The following is an 18,641-nucleotide window of genomic DNA, read 5'->3' on the forward strand; positions in this document are numbered from 1 at the left end:
TTATACAATCACGCATCGCGATGATAGCGAAATAGCGGTAGCAGCCAGCGCTGCGCTTCACCGATTATCGCATCATAGTACGCATTATCCAGCGTGCGCCACAGCCGCTGTAGCCAGATATCCTGACCTTCTCCCTGCACAACCTGGTTCCCTTCCCAGGCCTGCTGCAGTTTGGTGCGCGCCTTGCGCTGCGTTTCTTCATCCCACAGAATAATATCCTGATGTGAATCGTAACAGGCTTTCAGCCAGGCACCGCCGCTGGCAGGCAGCAGAATAAGCGGCTGCGACAGCCCCTGCTGATAACCCGCCACCAGTTCACGCAATAGCTCGCGGGCCTGTTCTGGCTCCAGCGCCGGGAAGCGCCACTGGCTGTCATTACGACCGTACAGACGACTTTCCCCACTGCCGCCGCTGGCGCACCACACCAGATGCTCCAGCCAGAGCTGCATACCGTGCCCTACCTGAAGCTGGGAAGGCCGCCAGCGCAGCAGGCCGTCCGGCTGAGTGTCCGGCAGCCAGCCGGTCAGATGCACGTCGCCAAGCATCAAATCAATCTCCTGGCTCTCTCCCGGCTGACGCTCTTCCACCACCCGCTGTGCCAGCGGTTGCATCTCCTCCAACTGGTTTTCCCACCATATATCGCCAAAGGCGCCGTAAGGTAGCTCACCCGCTGCCCGATAACGGCGGTAGAGGCGCTGGGGATCTTCCTGACGCACAAGGGTATTCAGCAATTGCTGATTAACCCGAAAACGCTCCAGGGCATCCAGGGTAAAGGGTTCAGCATCTGGCAGCTCGGTCTCCTCGACGGCGAAACTGACTCTCAGACGCATCTGAAAGAAAGCCCGTACCGGATGGCGCCAGAAACGCTGGAGCTGTTCGAAGGAAAGTGCGGTCAGCGGCTGTTCGGCAATCGGCTGGATAAAATCGGCGTGCGCTTCACCCCGCTCGCTGGCCGCAGGCAACCATTCCCGGGCATAACTCTGACGTTCATCCCCCGGCAGATAGCTTTGGGCATCAAAGGGCGTGCGCGGATGTTGCCAGCAGATATGCGCTTTCACCCGACGAGCGCTTTCGTCACTGTTACAGATTTCATCCCCCGGCAGATAGTGACTGTGAGAAATGTAGTTCACCAGCTCATCCACCAGCACCGAAGGGAAACGCTCGCTGTTATCCTGCACCGAGCGGCCAATGTAGCTGATATAAAGCTGCTGCTGGGCAGAGAGTAGCGCTTCCAGAAACAAATAACGGTCGTCGTCACGGCGGCTGCGATCGCCACGCACTGGTTTTTCGCTCATCAGATCGAAACCCAGGGGTGAAAGCGTGCGGGGATAAACGCCATCGTTCATACCCAGCAAGCAGACAACTTTAAAAGGGATGGAGCGCATTGGCATCAGGGTACAGAAGTTAACCGGTCCTGCCAGGAAGCGCTGACTGATACGCTCCTGATCGAGCCGCCGTGCCAGTTCGTCGCGCAGCAGCGTCAACGGCACGGTATCCTGATAGTCGGCCTCTATCCCCTGGCTAATCGCCCCCTGCCACTGCTTTTCGATCAGCGCCAGCGCCGCTTCGGTCTCGGTGTCCGCCTGGAAAAAAGCATTCAGCATTTCGCGGCAGACCGGTAGCCATTCGTTCAACGCCCGGGGTTGTGCCAGCTGATTGCGCCATTCGCTTAGTTGAGCCAGCAGATCCGCCAGGTGCCCGACCAGACCGGCAATCAGCCCGCTGGATTCATCATAGGGCAGCAGCGACTGCCACTCACCGGCGCTACTCGACATGGCATAGCCCAGCAGCATGCGCGTGAGTCCGAAACGCCAGGTGTGCTGTCCGGTGGCCGGCAGCTCAAATTCCCGGACGTTATCGTCGTCCATCCCCCAGCGCACGCCGGATTCGCTGACCCACTGGCGCAGGTAGCGCAGCCCCTCTTCATCAATAGCAAAGCGGGCAGCCAGCGCGGGCACCTCCAGCAGTGAGAGCACATCCTCAGAGGTAAAGCGACTGTCCGGCAGAGCCAGTAATGCCAGGAAGGCCTGAATAGCCGGGTGTGCCTCTCTGGCCCGTCGGTCAGAGATGGCGAAAGGCAGCCGTCGTTCTTCGCTGGCACTGCCAAATACCGCCTGGATAAAGGGACTGTAGCTGTCGATATCCGCCACCATCACGATAATGTCGCGGGGCGTCAGGGCAGGATCGGCTTCCATCATGGCCAGCAGGCGATCGTGCAGCACCTCGACTTCCCGCTGGGCGCTATGGCAAAGATGGACCGTAACGCTGCGATCCTGAGAATCGAGCAGCCGTTTATTATCGCTGCGCGCGTATTCCTGTTCATTCAGCCCCACGACCTCATGATTTTCCAGGGTCAGCATATCGGCCTGTAGCCGGTGCAGCAGCGTATCTGGCGGCACGTCGGCAAAAGCGTCTATCTCCGCCGTCTGTTCCAGATCCGATAACAGGAAGCTGTAGTCGCGCCCCAGCTTGCCCCAGGAGGCGAGCAGCGGGTTAGGCAGCATCTGTTCGCCATCCTCGTTAAACAGCCCTGCCGCCTGGTCCGTGTCGCGAAACAGCGGCAGACTCTGCTGGCTGCCGTGAACCCGGCGGCGGCGGCTCAACTGTCGGGCCAGGAAAGCAGGATCTTTAATATCGCCCCAGTAATAGCGACAGGGGTTAGTAAACAGCAGATGGACATCGATATGGCGCCCCAGCGCCTGTAGCGCCTGGAGGTAAACCGGCGGCAGCGCCGAGATGCCACAGATGAAGATACGCGACGGCAACCCCGGCGGGCAGTTGTCACTCTCTTCAAGGGTGCGGATAAAGCGGCGATAGAGATTAGCGCGATGCCAGGGCGCCTGACCCAGTTTCGCGGTCAGTTCCACCAGCCCGCGCCACAGCGGCGCCTGCCACCCCTGAACGGCGCTCAGTCCTTCCACCTGTTCGCCGCGCTCCCAGGTCAGCAACCACTCCGGGCGATAGACCAGATACTGGTCAAACAGATCCGCCACCCGGCTTGCCAACTGGAACAGCTTACGGCGATCGTTATCCTCAGCCAGATAGTGGCGCAGAGCTTCAAATTCCGGCTGCTCAAGCAGTGATGGCAGCAGGCTCATCAGCTTCCAGCTCATGGCGCTTTTACTGAAGGCGCTCTCCTCAGGAATGCCGGGCAGCACCTGCACAAACATCTGCCAGATAAAGCTGGAAGGCAGCGGAAAGTTGATATTGGCGGCAATACCAAAGCGTTCGGCAAGAGTCATTTGCAGCCACTGGGCCATACCGACGCTCTGCACCAGTACCACCTCGGACTCAAAGGGATCCGCCAGCGGCTGGCGCTCCACAATAAACTCCATGATCTCTTCCAGCACATCCAGCCGGTTAGAGTGGTAGACCCGTAGCATAAAGACTCCTGCACAACTTCAAAATGTCCCTCATCCCTCTCCCCTAAGGGGAGAGGGGGTATTCAGGGCAGAACCGGTATTAAAACCCGGGCAGTGAAGGCGTGAAAGCCGCGTATTGCCGCCCGTAGCGCCGCTAATCATAACCCAGATGCTGACACATCCCTCTTTTATTGTCTCGCCTCTTATAACGCCAGGAACGGTGGATGCTGGCGCCTGAACCTCGAGCAGGCGTTCAGCTTCTCGCCAGCGTAGCAGCATCTGGTGCTGCTCGCGCAGACCCAGCATCAGCGAGCGCTGCCAGCCCAGCAGACCACTTAACGCCAGGCTAAACAGCACCAGCGCCACCAGCGTTTCCACCAGACTAAAGCCGGAATTTCTTCGCGTCATGGCAGCTCACACCCCCCGTCTGCCAGCGGACAGAAGTCGCTCCAGCCCCGGGGCTGCGCCCGTATCCGCTCCTCCGTTATCGTGACCCACTGCCAGTAGCGCATCGTTTCTGTACTATCCAGGCCCATCAGAACGCCTTCATCGTTGGCGGTAGCTCGCAGGCAAGCCCTCCCCTGGTCCGGTGCCTCCCGGCACTGCCACGTGGGGGTCGGCACCCAGGTTTGCCGCATTCCCCATGCCAGCGCCGAATGCGCCCTGCTGCTCATCTGAATGCGCTGAATTTCCAGCGCCAGAATGGGCTGGCGCAGCCGATGATGTAACCCCAGCCCCCGCAGCAGCAGCGTGCCTAACGCCAGGGTCATCAGCACCATCAGCAGCGCCGAACCACGCTGGCGCCGCCCCCGGTTCACAGGTTAAACCCGCTGACGGCATAGCGGGCGACAAACGGCTCCCCTGGACCGGCAGCCTGGCCGGTAATTTCCACCACCCACAGCGGCGCCAGCTCTGAGCGCACCACCCGGCGTACCTGAAAATCCACAATCTTCAGTCGGCCGGGTTCCGTCATTTTTTCCCAGTGACTTCCCGCGCAGTCGGCAGCGCCACTCAAGGTTTCCAGGGAATCATTCCGCAGGCGGAATCCCTGAACGTCGCTACCCTGCCACTGTACCCGCAGACAACGCCCCTGCTCTGCCAGCCATAACCCAGGCCCCGAGCACTGACGCTGACAGTATCCCGCCCGCTGGATAACCTTGCCCAGGGTAAACGCCAGCCGCCAAAGATCCTCCTGCTGCCACTGACGCTGCACTTCATTCAGCGTCGCCAGGTAGAGCCCGGGCAACACCCGGGCCACGCCCAACCCAATCAGGCTGGCCAGCGCCATGGCGATCAGAAGCTCCGGTAAGGTAAAACCTCGTGGCATCACCGACATTTCTCCTCCTCTGGCCTGCACAGCCTGATGCGCCCCCATACCGATACCACCACCTGCCAGCTCCCCGCTCCATTTTCCAGGGTCAGGTGCCCCGGCCAGGCGGTATTACGCAGGCCAAAAAAACCCGGTTCACCGGTTATCGAGGTCAGCCGGACATCCTCCCAGGGGACCGAAAAGCTAAACCGCCCTCCCCCGCAATGCAGCGTCGGTTCGCTGACCAGACACCAGCGCTCGCCGTTACGCAGCACCTGTAGCTTTCGCTCACGGTTAAAGGCACCGGCATCGTCACGCACCAGTTGTAGCCAGGCCCTCAGCAACTGAGCGCTATGCCACAGACGCTGACGCTGCTGCCAGCTATACCCGCTATACGTAGCCATACCGCTCAGCACCAGGGTCAGCGCAATGACCACCAACAGTTCAGGCAGCGTAAATCCCATTGACTTTCTGTTCATAGCGCCAGTCTGCCAACGGCGGAGAAAAACGCCAGTGCGGGAATGTGACGCTGCGAGACAGCCCGGAACAAAGATGCGCAGATACACCAGCTTGCAGCCATCTACGAAGCTGACTCGCAAAATGTGCCCATAAAAAAACGCCAGCCGGGGGAATCACCGGCTGGCGTTATTGCGACTGGCTATCCATCCGAAAATCAGATGGCGACAGGCGCCTTAATGGCAGGATGGGGATCGTAACCTTCGATCTCGAAGTCCTCGAAACGGTAGTCAAACAGCGAATCAGGCTTACGTTTGATGACCAGTTTCGGCAGCGGCTGCGGTTCGCGAGTCAGCTGCAGGCGGGTCTGTTCCAGATGGTTGCTGTACAGATGGGTGTCGCCGCCGGTCCAGACGAAGTCGCCCACTTCCAGGTCGCACTGCTGCGCCATCATATGCACCAGCAGCGCATAGCTGGCGATATTAAACGGCAGTCCCAGGAAAATATCGCAGGAGCGCTGGTAGAGCTGGCAGGAGAGACGCCCGTCCGCCACATAGAACTGGAAGAAGGCGTGACACGGCGCCAGCGCCATCTGGTCCAGCTCCCCCACGTTCCAGGCGGAAACGATGATACGCCGAGAATCAGGATCGCTTTTCAGCTGTTCCATAACCCGGGAGATCTGGTCGATGGTCTGGCCATTTGGCGCTCCCCAGGCGCGCCACTGCTTGCCGTATACCGGCCCCAGGTCGCCGTTTTCATCAGCCCATTCGTCCCAGATAGTGACCTTGTTGTCACGCAGATAGCCAACGTTGGTGTCGCCATTCAGGAACCAGAGCAGTTCGTGGATGATAGAGCGCAGGTGACAGCGCTTGGTGGTCACCAGCGGAAACCCTTGCTGGAGATCAAAGCGCATCTGGTGACCAAAGATAGAGAGCGTCCCCGTACCGGTTCGATCGTCCTTCGGCGTGCCCTCTTCCAGCACTTTTTTCATTAAATCAAGATACTGTTTCATACATCCTCACGAAATCTGCTTCTGCGGGCGGCGATACGCCCAGACCATCATCGCAATACCGGCCACGATCATCGGGATAGAGAGAATCTGCCCCATGCTGATGTACTGCACCCAGGCGCCGGTGAACTGCGCGTCCGGCTGGCGGAAAAATTCCACAATAATGCGGAACGCACCGTAGCCGATCAGGAACAGCCCGGAAACGGAGCCGGTGGGGCGCGGTTTGCGAATAAACAGGTTCAGGATGATGAACAGCACAATCCCTTCCAGCGCCATTTCGTAGAGCTGGGAAGCGTGGCGCGGCAGTACGCCATAGGTATTAAACAGCTGCTGCCATTCCGGATGGCTCGCCAGCAGGCCGATATCTTCTGAACGCGAGCCGGGAAACAGCATGGCGAAGCGGAAGTTGGGATCGACGCGGCCCCAGAGTTCACCGTTAATGAAGTTACCAAGGCGACCGGCGCCCAGACCGAAGGGGATCAGCGGCGCAATAAAATCAGAGACCTGGAAAAAGGTGCGTTTGGTGCGATGGGCGAAGATAAGCATCACGCAGATGACGCCAATCAAGCCACCGTGGAACGACATCCCGCCATCCCATACCCGGAACAGATAGAGCGGATCCTCAAGGAACAGCGGCAGGTTATAAAACAACACATAGCCGATGCGGCCGCCGAGGAACACGCCGACAAAGCCGGCATACAGCAGGTTTTCAACCTCGTTCTGGGTCCAACCGCTGTTCGGACGTTTGGCGCGGCGAACCGCAAGCCACATAGCGAAAACAAAACCCACCAGGTACATCAGACCATACCAGTGGAGCGAAACCGGTCCCACGGAGAAAATTACCGGATCGAAGTCGGGGAAACGCAGATAGCCACTATTCATCGGTCACCACAAAGCATTGTTGTCCCGCCGGTGTGGAAGGGGCGGGAAAATTAGCCGCGCGCCGTTCAGGCGCGCTCCCAAAGCCGCGAATCATACCACAAAGGCCGCGGGCGGTGCGGTCATGAAGATGTAAAAGAAACGTAATGGAATCAGCGCCCGCCGCGAATCAGACCGCCCAGACCGCGTCGCTCCATAAAAGACGCCACCTGATGGCGCACTTCAGTCGTTAACTGGGCCTCCAGACTGCGCTGCACCAGATTCTGCGCATCTTCCAGATCGATACGTTTCAGCAGGTATTTCACCCTGGCGACGGAACGGCCATTCATCGACAGCGAGCGATAACCCATGCCGACCAGCAGCGCCACACACATCGGATCGCCTGCCATTTCTCCACACACCCCGGGCTCGATACCAACCGCTCGCGCTTCCCGGGCTATCTGGGCCATGGCGCGCAACATTGCCGGATGCAGGCTGTCATACAGCGAAGCCACCCGGGTGTTGTTCCTGTCCACCGCCAGCAGATACTGGGTCAGATCGTTGGTCCCGACCGAGATAAAGTCGACTCGCCCCACCAGCTGCGGTAGCAAATAGAGCATTGAGGGGACCTCGATCATCACCCCAATACGCAGCGCCGGCAGTGCATAGCCCAGCGTCTCTTCCACCTCCCGACCAGCGCGATCGATAAGCCTGCGCGCCTCGTCGATCTCGTCCAGGCTGGAGACCATCGGCAGCAGGATACTTAGGTTGGCGGTGGCGGCATTGGCACGTAGCATGGCACGCACCTGGATCAGGAAGATCTCTGGCTGATCGAGGGTAATGCGAATACCGCGCCATCCCAGGCAAGGGTTCTCTTCGCTGATGGGCATATAGGGCAGCTGTTTATCCGCCCCGACATCCAGGGTTCGCAGCGTCACCGGCTTATCGTGGAACATCTGCAACATGCCCTGATACTGGGCTACCTGCTCCTCTTCCGAAGGAAAGCCGCTCTGCAACATAAAGGGGATTTCGGTGCGATACAGGCCAATACCATCGATCCAGGCGCCAAGCTTCTGTTCATGTTCAGGGCTAAGGCCGGCGTTAAGCATGACATGCACCCGTTCGCCGCTGGCAAGGCAGGCTGGCTGCTCTACGCCATCTTCCGCCCGACGGCTCAGTTCGTTCTCTTCGCTTATCAGACGCTGGTATTCGGCAATCAGTACCGGTTCTGGATCCACCAGCACTTCACCGCGATAGCCGTCGACGATCAGCATGCGTTCGTGCAGGAAAGTTGGCTGGATATCGGCGCCCATCACCGTGGGGATCCCCAGGGCGCGTACCATAATAGCGGCGTGGGAGTTCGATGCCCCGTCGCGCACCACTACGCCGGCCAGACGATCCTGGGGTAGCTCCGCCAGGGTGGTGGCCGAAAGCTCGTCCGCTACCAGCACAAAGCGTTCAGGCCAGGTGTTGGGCCCCTGAATAGTATCGTCCAGGAAGAATAGTAGCCGCTGGCCCAGGGTACGCAGATCGCCCGCGCGCTCCTTCAGGTAACCTTCGCTCAGGGCGGAGAACTGCTCGACGAACTTTTCAATGACTGTTTTAACCGCCCATTCAGCCACCGAGCCTTTATCCACCTCTTCATACAGTTCGCGACGCAGACGTGGATCGGAAAGCAGGTGCGAGTAGAGATCGAAGATCGCCGCCGTCTCTTTCTGGGCCCCGCCGCTGAAGCGTTTGCTGTAGCGGCGGAATTCGGCCCCCGCCTCTTCCAGCGCTTCACCCAGGCGTTCCCGCTCCCGGGCGATATCCAGCGTGGAGGCCGCCGAAACCTGTTCAATCAGCGGCAGCGTGGTGTCCATCCACCCTTCTGCGACCGCCACGCCGGGAGCCGCGGGCAGTGCACGAATCCGCGCCTGGCGGTACTGGCCAAATAAAGAGGTAAGCTGGGACTGGGAAAGAATGGCGGCCATCTGCGTGGCCAGCGTGACCAGGAAGGACTCCTCGGTCTCGTTGAACTGGCGCAGCTCGCGCTGCTGCACCACCAGCACCCCCAGTAACTGGCGGCGCTGAATAATCGGCACCCCAAGGAAGGCGCGGAAACGCTCCTCCTTAACACCTGGCACATATTTAAAGCTCGGGTGCTTTGGGGCATCGGCCAGGTTTATGGGTTCCGCCAGCCTGCCCACCAGCCCCACAATGCCTTCATCAAAGGCCAGGGTGACTATCCGGCCGCGCGGCTTTTTCAGCCCGCGCGTTGCCATCAGGTAAAAGCAGTGGCGATCGCGATCGGCGAGGTAAACCGAGCAGACCTCGGTATGCATAGCCTGGCAGATGTCATTCACCAGTATTTCCAGCGCCTCGTTCAGGCGCGGGGCGCTGGCAACCTTTTCGACAATCTCTCGTAACTGAGTGAGCATACGGGGAGTGGCTTAACCTCTTTTTCTTCGCCATCCAGAGGAAGCGTTACGCTGCGGCGCCGCATCCTGTAAGGGCATTACAACGCCCGAGAACTCTTTCATCACGCGGCGATAGACATCGCGCTTGAATGAGACCACCTGGCGCACCGGATACCAATAGCTTACCCACCGCCAGCCATCGAACTCCGGCGTGCTGCTGGTTTGCATATTGATGTCGCTGTCATTGCTAATCAGTTGCAGAAGAAACCATTTTTGCTTCTGGCCGATACAAACCGGCTTTGTATCCCAACGCACCAAACGTTTCGGTAACTTGTAACGTAACCAGTTACGGGTAGAGGCAAGCAGCCGCACGTCTTTACGTTGCAGCCCCACCTCTTCGAACAGTTCCCGATACATCGCCTGTTCCGCGGACTCGCCAGGGTTAATTCCCCCCTGGGGAAACTGCCAGGAGTGCTGGCCAAAACGTCTGGCCCACATTACCTGCCCCTGCCGGTTACAGATCACGATACCCACATTCGGGCGGTAGCCATCGTCGTCGATCACTGGACTACCCCAAAATAAACCTGAATGCTGCGATTGTTTCATACTCCCGAAAGGCGGTAAACCACTCTATGTCAGGGACGCGACAGGTATAACAATTGAATAACTCACAGATAAGATCAAGGTTATAAACAGGCAGGTGCAATTCAGAGCGGTTTTATTCACTTTTTCTGTGGATATCACTGTGTAGAACTGGCTAATTAACACGGGAAAACTTATCCTGCCACTTAAGTTGCGCAAAGCGCACTGAATAATAAATGATTATATATCATGAAATTAAAACAACAAGATATGTCTGAATGACAGATTTAGTGACGATCATCACACTCATGGATCCCAGAGTGATGAAAGATCGAGCAGCGCCGTTTTTATCCACAGATTGTGTCAATAAGTTAGACACAAATCGCCTGAAAATTCCTTTTTCGCCTGCCGTCAAGGCTGTAAATCGAAACAGTAGTGGCGGATTTGCCCAGTTATCCCATTTTTCTGTGGATAACCCGGTGTAAGATCCTGTTCATTGTCGGTGACCATTATTGAAAAACCCGTCTCGCCTGGCAAATCCGCTGCCGAAAAGATGGTAAAAACCTATATAAATCATCATATTGGTTTTTAAAGCCACAAAGGAGTAAACTCTTTCCACAAGCACCTGAAAGTGCGTCTATTTTTTCACCACCCGCATTGAGCCATTTATGGAATCATTACACCTGCCTGTTAGCCCCCCGGAAAATGAAGCACAGTTGCTGGAACAGGCCCGATTACTCGCCGGTTGCAGTCTTGGGGAGCTGGGGGCCATGGCGGGCCTGCCGGTGCCGAAGGATCTGCGCCGCGATAAAGGCTGGATCGGCATTCTGCTCGAGATGTGGCTGGGCGCCAGCGCCGGCAGCAAGCCAGAGCAGGACTTCGCCGCTATTGGTGTGGAGCTAAAAACGATCCCTATCGACAGGCAGGGACGGCCGTTGGAAACCACCTTTGTCTGCGTAGCCCCACTCACCGGCAACAGCGGCGTGGTCTGGGAAACCTGCCACGTGCGCCACAAGCTAAAGCGCGTGCTTTGGGTGCCGGTGGAAGGAGAGCGCACCATTCCGCTGGCCGAGCGCCGGGTAGGATCGCCGCTGCTGTGGAGCCCTTCTGAAGAGGAAGAGATGCAGCTGCGCCGCGACTGGGAAGAGCTGATGGATATGATTGTGCTGGGCCAGGTCGAGCGTATTACCGCGCGCCACGGAGAGGTACTGCAGATCCGTCCCAAAGCCGCAAACGGCCAGGCGCTGACCGACGCCATCGGCGCTAATGGTGAGACCATTTTGACCCGACCGCGTGGCTTTTATCTCAAGAAACCTTTTACCGCCGCGCTGTTGGCGCGCCACTTCTTGTTGTAAAAGCAAGTACAGGCGCGCTTATAATTAGGGTTTGCGCTTATCAGGAACGCCGCAAGGCCGACAGATAAAATAGCCTGATAAGCTATTGTTCTCTCTTTTTTGGCAGGATAGTTAATGTTATTTGCATGGATTACGGATCCCAATGCCTGGCTGGCGCTCGGTACGCTGACGCTGCTGGAAATCGTTCTGGGGATCGACAATATCATCTTCCTTTCTCTGGTCGTCGCGAAGCTTCCAAAACATCAGCAGAATAAAGCCCGCCGTTTGGGGCTGCTGGGCGCCATGGTAATGCGTCTGGCGCTGTTGGCCTCCATTGCCTGGCTCAGCCATCTTACCCAGACGCTGTTTACTCTGTTTGGCGAAGCCATCTCGGCGCGGGATCTGATCCTGCTGATGGGGGGGCTGTTTCTGATCTGGAAGGCCAGTATGGAGGTACATGAATCGATAGAAGGCGGCGGAGAAGAGATGAAAACCAACGTCCACTCATTCTGGGGGGCGATTATCCAGATTATGCTGCTGGATATTATCTTTAGTCTTGATTCCGTCATTACCGCGGTTGGTCTTTCCGATCATCTGTTTATTATGATGGCCGCCGTAGTGATCGCTGTGGGTATGATGATGTTCGCTGCGCGCCCCATCGGCGAGTTTGTCGACAGGCACCCGTCGGTGAAGATGCTGGCGCTCTCTTTCCTGATTCTGGTGGGCTTTACCCTGATTCTGGAAAGCTTTGATGTCGAAGTTCCCAAAGGCTACATCTATTTCGCCATGTTCTTCTCGATTGCAGTGGAATGTCTGAATCTGCTACGCAACAAAAAGAATCCACTGTGAGTTAGCGGGTAAAACGCAGCTTTTGTTGCGTTTTACCCCACTTCCAGGGAACTTTCTTACAATAATACTCCGTTTTTAAGACTTGCCCCCTTTTTTAATTTATCTCGCCAGGTTATTACTAAAATATAGGCACATACAGAATTCGCTGAGGAAGAATAGAATGAAAAAATGGGCTGTAGCAATTTCCGCCGTCGGCATGGTATTTGCTGTTTCCGGCTGTAGCAGTGATTACGTCATGGCGACCAAAGATGGTCGGATGATTCTGACCGAAGGCAAGCCGCAGGTCGACGATGATACCGGGCTGGTCAGCTATCGCGATAATCAGGGCAATGAAATGCAGATTAACCGCGATGATGTTTCGCAAATCATTGAACGTTAAACGATAAAAGGCCAGCCTCGCTGGCCTTTTTTATAACGCCTTCCCCGCTTTCCTCTTTCCCTTTTACGCTGGCTCTGTCATGGTTACAGGACGTGCGCCGACGCGTTACGACACAACTTATCGCAACAATGTCATCACAAGAAAGAGAAAAGGAAACCGGCAATGCACTATCACCGAATCCCTCACAGCTCGCTGGAGATAAGCCGACTGGGTCTTGGCACCATGACTTTCGGCGAGCAGAATAGCGAAGCCGACGCTCACGAGCAGCTCGACTATGCCGTCGCTCAGGGGATCAACCTGATCGACGTCGCGGAGATGTATCCCGTACCGCCACGTCCCGAAACTCAGGGACTCACCGAAACTTATGTGGGTAACTGGCTGCATAAGCGCGGTAATCGTGAAAAGCTGGTTATCGCTTCCAAAGTCAGCGGTCCGTCCCGCAACAGCGACAGCAGCATCCGCCCTAACCAGATTCTGGACCGCAAAAACATTCGCGAAGCGCTGGACGCCAGCCTGAAACGACTACAAACCGACTATCTCGATCTCTATCAGGTGCACTGGCCCCAGCGTGCGACCAACTGCTTCGGCAAGCTCGGCTATGAATGGAACGACAGCACGCCGCCGGTGACCCTGCTGGAAACCCTGGAAGCGCTGGCCGACTGCCAGCGGGCCGGTAAGATTCGCTATATCGGCGTCTCCAACGAAACCGCCTGGGGCGTGATGCGCTATCTGCAACTGGCGGAAAAACACGATCTGCCGCGTATTGTCACCATCCAGAATCCCTACAGCCTGCTGAACCGCAGCTTCGAAGTGGGTCTGTCCGAGATAGCCCAACACGAAGGCATTGAGCTACTGGCCTATTCCTGCCTGGCCTTCGGTACCCTGACCGGAAAATACCTGAACGGCGCCCGCCCTGCCGGCGCGCGTAATACGCTGTTCAGCCGCTTTACGCGCTATAGCGGCGAACCGGCGAATCAGGCCGTGGCCGCCTATGTCGAGGTTGCCGGCCGACACGGACTGGATCCGGCCCAGATGGCGCTGGCCTTCGTGCGTCAGCAGCCGTTTGTCGCCAGTACCCTGCTGGGCGCCACCACCATGGAACAGCTTAAGAGCAACATCGACAGCCAACACCTGGAATTGAGTGCCGAGGTGCGGGAAGAGCTGGAGGCGGTACACCGCAACTGGACCTATCCTGCCCCATAATAAAGCAACAGGGGCGCACGCAGCGCCCCTGTTTTAATTCTCCGTCAGACCTAACGCAATCGCTTCCAGATCCACAACCCGGCAATCGCCAGCGCAAACAGCGTTCCGAAGCCCACGCCAATAGCAACGACCGGCGCCCCGGCCTTCACCGCCAGCGAATAGAGCCCCAGCATCAGCAGCATCGCCGCATTCTCGCCCAGATTCTGTACCGCAATAGCGTTACCGGCACCGACGCTACGTTTGCCGCGCTCCTGCAACAGCGCGTTTAGCGGTACCACGAAGAAACCGCCCAGAATACCGATCAGCACCAGTAGCCCATAAGCGGGCAGCAGCTGATGCTGAAGCGCGAAGGCCACCACCACTACGCCGATCAACACCCCGGCAGGCATACAGCGCGCCACGGTTTCCAGGGTCACCAGACGCGCCGCAGCACCCGCTCCGACAACGATGCCGACAGCCACCATAGCGTTCAGGTAGGTGGGCGTGGCGTTATCGGCGATCCCCAGCGCCACCGGCACCCAGAGCACCAGCAGAAAGCGCAGCGTAACGCCCGCGCCCCAGAACAGGCTGGTACCAAGCAGGGAAAAGCGGGTTTCGCCGTCGCGCCACAGCGTGACGCAGGCATGAACAAAGCCGCGAGCCATTTCCCGCGGGCGCCAGGAGTGACCCGGACGCGCCGCAGGCAGACGCGGAATCATCAGGTTAGCCACCACGGCACCGGCATAGACCACTGCGCAAACCACCAGCGCCGCCGTCAGATGCCAGTCCGCCAGTACGCCGCCCGCCACCGAACCCAGCAGGATAGCCGCTATGGTCGAGGCCTCCATCAGTCCGTTAGCCTTTACTAACCTGTCGCCAGTGGTCAGTTCCCCCAGAATGCCGTACTTGGCCGGTGAGTATGCGGCCGCGCCAATCCCCACCAGGGTATAGCCAACAAAGGGATTCATGCCAAAGCAGATCATCCCGGCACCCAGCAGTTTGAGGGCGTTCGCCACCATCATCACCCGCCCCTTAGCGAAGCTATCCGCCACCTGGCCTACGAAGGGAGCAAACACAATGTAAGCGCCCACAAACACCATTTGCAGCACCGGTTGGCTCCACTCCGGGTAGTGGAACTCCTTCAGCACCGCCAGAGTAGCGAACAGCAGTGCATTATCGCCAAAGGCCGAGAGGAACTGGGCGGCTATCACCGCCATCATTCCCCGGGACCAGATAGAGGCGCTGGCGGCTCCCGACTCAGTCATTGGTGCTCTCCGCTTGTTCAATCATCTCTTTTAGCGTCACAAAGTCAGGCTTACCGCTGCCCAACACCGGCAACTGCTTCATAAAGCGAATATCGCGCGGCACCGCCAGTTCCGGCACGCCGCTTTCGCGAGCGTGGCGTTGCAGGTTTTCGCGCTTAAGTTCGCCATCTGTGGTGAAGAGCACCAGCGCCTCGCCTTTGCTGGCATCGCTCTTAACCACCGTGGCGTGCTGTTTATCCGGAGATACCGCCAGTGCCAGTTGCTCCACCATCTCCAGCGACACCATCTCGCCTGCAATCTTGGCAAAGCGCTTCGCACGCCCCTGAATGGCGCAGAAGCCCTGCTCATCAATGGCAACAATATCGCCGGTGTCGTACCAGCCATTTTCCAGTTCGCCCTGCGCGTTTTCTGCCGCAGGCGCTTCCAGCACGCCGGGGTTTTCCACCCGCAGGTAGCCTTTCATAATATTCGGCCCCTTAAGCTGCAGGCGCCCACCGTGCTCAATGCCAGGAACCGCCAGCAGTCGGGCATCCATGGAAGGCAGGAACCTTCCGACGGTGCCCGGCTTCGCCGCCATGGGAACGTTGATCGACACCACCGGCGCGCATTCGGTCACGCCATAGCCTTCAAGAATGCGCAGTCCGAATTTATCCTGATAAATCTGGCGGGTGCTCTCCTGGAGTTTTTCAGCACCAGCGACTACATAGCGCACCCGATAGAAGTCATAGGGGTTCGCGAAGCGGGCATAGTGGCCAAGAAAAGTCGAAGTCCCGAACAGCACCGTACAGTTACGGTCATAGGTCAGTTCCGGCACTACCCTATAGTGGAGCGGGCTGGGATAAAGGAAGACCTCCGCCCCGGTCAGCAGCGGCGTGAACAGCCCCACAGTCAGACCGAAGGAGTGAAACAGCGGTAGCGCCGACATAAAGCGATCGTCGGCGGTGAAGTCAGCTACGGCGCGAATCTGCTCCACGTTGGAAAGCAGGCTCTTATGGCTGTGCACCACCCCTTTGGGATTGCCCTCTGAGCCCGAAGTGAACAGCACAATAGCGGCATCTTCCGGCTCCTGTTTCACCTGAGCCAGGTGCGGCGCCAGCAGATGCCCAAAAATCCAGAGCTTATCGGCAAGGGTAATATCAGCCTTCAGATCCTCAAGAAACACCCAGCGCACTTGAGTGACCTGTTCCGGCAGATGCCAGAGTTTGCCCTTTTCCAGGAACTGGCGGGAGGTGAACACCGTGGAGATCTGCGCAGCGCTGATGGCGCTGGTCAGTCCCTTAACCCCGGCGGTGTAGTTCATCATGGCCGGAACCCGGCCACGGGAGACGGCGCCAAAAATAACCGCCGCGCTGATGGCCGCATTTGGCAACATCAGGCCGATGGTTTCCCCCTGGCGGCTGTATTTATCCAGAATCCGCCCGACAAACAGCGTTTTGGTTAACAGGCCGCGATAGCTGTCTGGCGTGAAGTTAATGTCTTCAATGCAATTTTTACGGGCGCCGTAGCGCGACTTTGCTCTCAGCAGTGCTTCGAACAGCGTTTCACGCGGGCGTACCGCCATCTGTGCTTCCATCATCACCTGATGCAGCATTTCACCGGCGATACGGCGCCTGTCTCTGGCCCGGGGCGCTTCCGGCATCGGGATGCTGGTCGGCGGTAAAATATGCAGGGTAATACGCGGGAACAGGCGCTGGCGTACCCGCCCTTTCAGACGGCTGAAAAAGGTGAGTTCGGCCCCTTCGATGCGCATCGGCACCACGGTGGCGCGCGATTTAGCCGCCACAAAACCGGCGCCGTCGTAGATCTTCATCAGCGAGCCCGTGACGCTAATGCGTCCTTCCGGGAAGATCACCACCGGTCTCCCCTGTTCCACCAGACGCACCAGATGTTTGATGGACATCGGTTTAGTGGGATCCAGGGGGACAAAGTCGATAAGCGACTTCAGCGCCCGCATAAACCAGCGATCGCTAATCGAAGAGTAAACGGCAAAAACGGGACGAACGGGCAGAAACAGCGCCAGCAGAACGCCATCCAGGAAGGAGACATGATTGGGCGTAATCAGCACTCGCTGCTGACTGAGCGCTCCTACATCCCCATGGATCTGCACGCGAAACAGAATCCGACAGAGGTTACGAAAAAGACGAAATAGCATCGAAATCCCTTTATAGCTGAGAACGTTATTATTTAAGTGTAGCTACGGCAGATTATACGAGTAAGGAGGGGGAGCGAAGCAAAAAAAAACCTGCGCATCCGCGCAGGTTGGTGTAACTGTTGTGACAAGCGTAAAGCTGACACCACCTATCAATACCTCTGGGATCTCAACTTTAGCAGTGTGGCTTTTCCCGACCTAAGACTGAATCGCAACAGCCCTTCGCAAAATGTAACCAAAGGTTTGAACTGAAACTGTTGAAACTACGGGTTTATTCCCCGAATGCCGGAGAGGCCGCGGGCCTGACGCCTGTTCCTTCCCACCGCAGCACAGACACACTTCCCTGTCGGGCGATTACCCACACTCGCTGTGAAACTTTTTTCACTATTGGCATTTTTTTTATTCAGCTTTTGAACTGGGTAACAGTCATTTTCTTGAACTAACAGTGAAATTCCGCAAAACTAAGCTGTGTAAACGCTTACCCAATCAGAGGTGAACTATGGCGACCATTAAGGATGTCGCGCGACTCGCGGGGGTATCCGTCGCCACGGTCTCACGCGTGATTAACCACTCGCCCAAAGCAAGCGAGGCATCACGCCTGGCCGTGGCCGAGGCCATGGCGCAGCTGAACTACCATCCCAACGCCAATGCCCGGGCGCTGGCTCAGCAGACCACCGAAACCATCGGGCTACTGGTTTCCGATGTTTCGGATCCCTTCTTCGGCGCCATGGCGAAAGCGCTGGACCAGGTCGCCTGGCGCACGGGTAACTTTTTGCTGATCGGCAACGGTTATCATAATGAACAGAAAGAGCGTCAGGCCATTGAGCAACTGATCCGCCACCGTTGTGCGGCGCTGGTGGTGCACGCCAAAATGATTCCCGATTTGGAGCTGGCCGGACTGATGCAGCAGATCCCGGGGATGGTCATTATTAATCGCAGCCTGGCAGGGTTTGAGCATCGCTGCGTAGCGCTGGACGACCGTTACGGCGGTTGGCTGTCTACCCGTCACCTGATTCAGATGGGCCATAAACGCATCGGGTTTATCTGCTCGAATCACCCGATTTCGGATGCCGACGATCGCCTGCAGGGCTACTACGATGCCCTGAAAGAGCACGGTATGCCCCGGGATGAGCGGCTGGTCACCTTTGGCGGGCCGGACGAAAGCGGTGGCGAACAGGCCATGACCGAACTGCTGGGGCGTGCCAGCGGCGTGACCGCCGTGGCCTGCTATAACGACTCTATGGCCGCAGGGGCGATGGGCGTGCTGAACGATAACGGCATTGAGGTACCGCGGGAACTGTCGCTGATTGGCTTTGATGACGTGCTGGTATCACGCTATGTGCGCCCGCGCCTGACCACGGTGCGCTATCCGGTCGTGACTATGGCGACCCAGGCCGCGGAACTGGCCCTGGCGCTGGCCGACGGCCTGACGCCGCCGGTGGTAACGCATCTGTTTAATCCGACTCTGGTCAGGCGCCACTCGGTGGCGCCTCCCCGGTCGGAATAGC

General features: G+C 57.8%; 17 protein-coding genes. 6 read left to right on the forward strand and 11 right to left on the reverse strand.

What is annotated here, in order from left to right; translation table 11 throughout:
* Nucleotides 1-8 precede the first annotated feature (8 nt).
* From recC to rppH, 9 genes are all read right to left on the reverse strand, one after another.
* Nucleotides 9-3,383 carry an exodeoxyribonuclease V subunit gamma gene (gene recC, locus SCU88_RS20295; protein ID WP_175340982.1) on the reverse strand — a complete coding sequence of 1,125 codons (3,375 nt, stop codon included), beginning with the start codon at nt 3,381-3,383 and terminating at the stop codon, nt 9-11.
* A gap of 30 nt (nt 3,384-3,413) precedes the next feature.
* Nucleotides 3,414-3,770, reverse strand: coding sequence for a prepilin-type N-terminal cleavage/methylation domain-containing protein (locus SCU88_RS20300; RefSeq protein WP_175341058.1), 357 nt, complete (start codon nt 3,768-3,770; stop codon nt 3,414-3,416).
* Nucleotides 3,767-4,180, reverse strand: coding sequence for a DUF2509 family protein (locus SCU88_RS20305; protein ID WP_175340983.1), 414 nt, complete (start codon nt 4,178-4,180; stop codon nt 3,767-3,769). Before SCU88_RS20305 ends, SCU88_RS20300 begins: the two co-directional genes overlap by 4 nt.
* Entirely contained in the window at nt 4,177-4,689 is a 513-nt protein-coding gene (locus SCU88_RS20310; protein WP_175340984.1) for a prepilin peptidase-dependent protein, read from the reverse strand. The genes SCU88_RS20305 and SCU88_RS20310 overlap by 4 nt, the downstream gene beginning before the upstream one ends.
* Nucleotides 4,689-5,150, reverse strand: coding sequence for a prepilin peptidase-dependent protein (locus tag SCU88_RS20315; protein WP_175340985.1), 462 nt, complete (start codon nt 5,148-5,150; stop codon nt 4,689-4,691). Before SCU88_RS20315 ends, SCU88_RS20310 begins: the two co-directional genes overlap by 1 nt.
* A 194-nt stretch (nt 5,151-5,344) precedes the next feature.
* Entirely contained in the window at nt 5,345-6,139 is a 795-nt protein-coding gene (thyA, locus tag SCU88_RS20320) for a thymidylate synthase (RefSeq protein ID WP_175340986.1), read from the reverse strand.
* 6 nt (nt 6,140-6,145) lie between these two features.
* Nucleotides 6,146-7,018, reverse strand: coding sequence for a prolipoprotein diacylglyceryl transferase (gene lgt / locus SCU88_RS20325; protein ID WP_138093232.1), 873 nt, complete (start codon nt 7,016-7,018; stop codon nt 6,146-6,148).
* Nucleotides 7,019-7,167: 149 nt separating this feature from the next.
* Complete coding sequence (gene ptsP, locus SCU88_RS20330; RefSeq protein WP_175340987.1) at nt 7,168-9,414, reverse strand: phosphoenolpyruvate--protein phosphotransferase; 2,247 nt, start codon at nt 9,412-9,414, stop codon at nt 7,168-7,170.
* A gap of 12 nt (nt 9,415-9,426) precedes the next feature.
* Nucleotides 9,427-9,957 (reverse strand): RNA pyrophosphohydrolase, encoded by a 531-nt coding sequence (rppH, locus tag SCU88_RS20335; RefSeq protein ID WP_138093238.1) that lies wholly within the window; start codon nt 9,955-9,957, stop codon nt 9,427-9,429.
* Nucleotides 9,958-10,253: 296 nt separating this feature from the next.
* Here rppH and SCU88_RS20340 point away from each other — a divergent pair, with 296 nt between their 5' ends.
* The 5 genes from SCU88_RS20340 (at nt 10,254) to SCU88_RS20360 (ending at nt 13,740) form a co-directional block, all read left to right on the forward strand.
* On the forward strand, nt 10,254-10,460 hold the full coding sequence (locus tag SCU88_RS20340) for a hypothetical protein (protein ID WP_175340988.1): 207 nt from the start codon (nt 10,254-10,256) through the stop codon (nt 10,458-10,460).
* 183 nt (nt 10,461-10,643) lie between these two features.
* A complete protein-coding gene (gene mutH, locus SCU88_RS20345; RefSeq protein WP_175340989.1) occupies nt 10,644-11,330 on the forward strand; it encodes a DNA mismatch repair endonuclease MutH in 687 nt (228 codons plus the stop codon).
* A gap of 114 nt (nt 11,331-11,444) precedes the next feature.
* On the forward strand, nt 11,445-12,158 hold the full coding sequence (locus SCU88_RS20350) for a TerC family protein (RefSeq protein ID WP_175340990.1): 714 nt from the start codon (nt 11,445-11,447) through the stop codon (nt 12,156-12,158).
* A 160-nt stretch (nt 12,159-12,318) separates the two neighbouring features.
* Complete coding sequence (locus SCU88_RS20355; RefSeq protein ID WP_138093247.1) at nt 12,319-12,537, forward strand: YgdI/YgdR family lipoprotein; 219 nt, start codon at nt 12,319-12,321, stop codon at nt 12,535-12,537.
* 162 nt (nt 12,538-12,699) lie between these two features.
* Entirely contained in the window at nt 12,700-13,740 is a 1,041-nt protein-coding gene (locus SCU88_RS20360; RefSeq protein ID WP_175340991.1) for an NADP(H)-dependent aldo-keto reductase, read from the forward strand.
* A gap of 50 nt (nt 13,741-13,790) precedes the next feature.
* Here SCU88_RS20360 and lplT read toward each other — a convergent pair whose 3' ends face one another.
* Together lplT and aas are read right to left on the reverse strand one after the other, a co-directional pair.
* Entirely contained in the window at nt 13,791-14,984 is a 1,194-nt protein-coding gene (lplT, locus tag SCU88_RS20365) for a lysophospholipid transporter LplT (protein WP_175340992.1), read from the reverse strand.
* Complete coding sequence (aas, locus tag SCU88_RS20370) at nt 14,977-17,136, reverse strand: bifunctional acyl-ACP--phospholipid O-acyltransferase/long-chain-fatty-acid--ACP ligase (protein ID WP_175340993.1); 2,160 nt, start codon at nt 17,134-17,136, stop codon at nt 14,977-14,979. Before aas ends, lplT begins: the two co-directional genes overlap by 8 nt.
* A 496-nt stretch (nt 17,137-17,632) precedes the next feature.
* Between aas and galR the strand changes: the two genes are divergently transcribed.
* Nucleotides 17,633-18,640 carry an HTH-type transcriptional regulator GalR gene (gene galR / locus SCU88_RS20375; RefSeq protein ID WP_138093259.1) on the forward strand — a complete coding sequence of 336 codons (1,008 nt, stop codon included), beginning with the start codon at nt 17,633-17,635 and terminating at the stop codon, nt 18,638-18,640.
* Nucleotide 18,641 lies beyond the last annotated feature (1 nt).

This window comes from Jejuibacter sp. L23 (assembly GCF_050815825.1).
Classification (GTDB): domain Bacteria; phylum Pseudomonadota; class Gammaproteobacteria; order Enterobacterales; family Enterobacteriaceae; genus Jejubacter; species Jejubacter calystegiae.

Coding starts and splice junctions, on each gene's coding strand:
- recC (WP_175340982.1), bottom strand. CDS start 3,383: ATGCTACGGGTCTACCACTCTAACCGGCTGGATGTGCTGGAAGAGATC.
- SCU88_RS20300 (WP_175341058.1), bottom strand. CDS start 3,770: ATGACGCGAAGAAATTCCGGCTTTAGTCTGGTGGAAACGCTGGTGGCG.
- SCU88_RS20310 (WP_175340984.1), bottom strand. CDS start 4,689: ATGCCACGAGGTTTTACCTTACCGGAGCTTCTGATCGCCATGGCGCTG.
- SCU88_RS20315 (WP_175340985.1), bottom strand. CDS start 5,150: ATGAACAGAAAGTCAATGGGATTTACGCTGCCTGAACTGTTGGTGGTC.
- thyA (WP_175340986.1), bottom strand. CDS start 6,139: ATGAAACAGTATCTTGATTTAATGAAAAAAGTGCTGGAAGAGGGCACG.
- lgt (WP_138093232.1), bottom strand. CDS start 7,018: ATGAATAGTGGCTATCTGCGTTTCCCCGACTTCGATCCGGTAATTTTC.
- ptsP (WP_175340987.1), bottom strand. CDS start 9,414: ATGCTCACTCAGTTACGAGAGATTGTCGAAAAGGTTGCCAGCGCCCCG.
- SCU88_RS20340 (WP_175340988.1), top strand. CDS start 10,254: ATGACAGATTTAGTGACGATCATCACACTCATGGATCCCAGAGTGATG.
- mutH (WP_175340989.1), top strand. CDS start 10,644: ATGGAATCATTACACCTGCCTGTTAGCCCCCCGGAAAATGAAGCACAG.
- SCU88_RS20350 (WP_175340990.1), top strand. CDS start 11,445: ATGTTATTTGCATGGATTACGGATCCCAATGCCTGGCTGGCGCTCGGT.
- SCU88_RS20355 (WP_138093247.1), top strand. CDS start 12,319: ATGAAAAAATGGGCTGTAGCAATTTCCGCCGTCGGCATGGTATTTGCT.
- SCU88_RS20360 (WP_175340991.1), top strand. CDS start 12,700: ATGCACTATCACCGAATCCCTCACAGCTCGCTGGAGATAAGCCGACTG.
- lplT (WP_175340992.1), bottom strand. CDS start 14,984: ATGACTGAGTCGGGAGCCGCCAGCGCCTCTATCTGGTCCCGGGGAATG.
- aas (WP_175340993.1), bottom strand. CDS start 17,136: ATGCTATTTCGTCTTTTTCGTAACCTCTGTCGGATTCTGTTTCGCGTG.
- galR (WP_138093259.1), top strand. CDS start 17,633: ATGGCGACCATTAAGGATGTCGCGCGACTCGCGGGGGTATCCGTCGCC.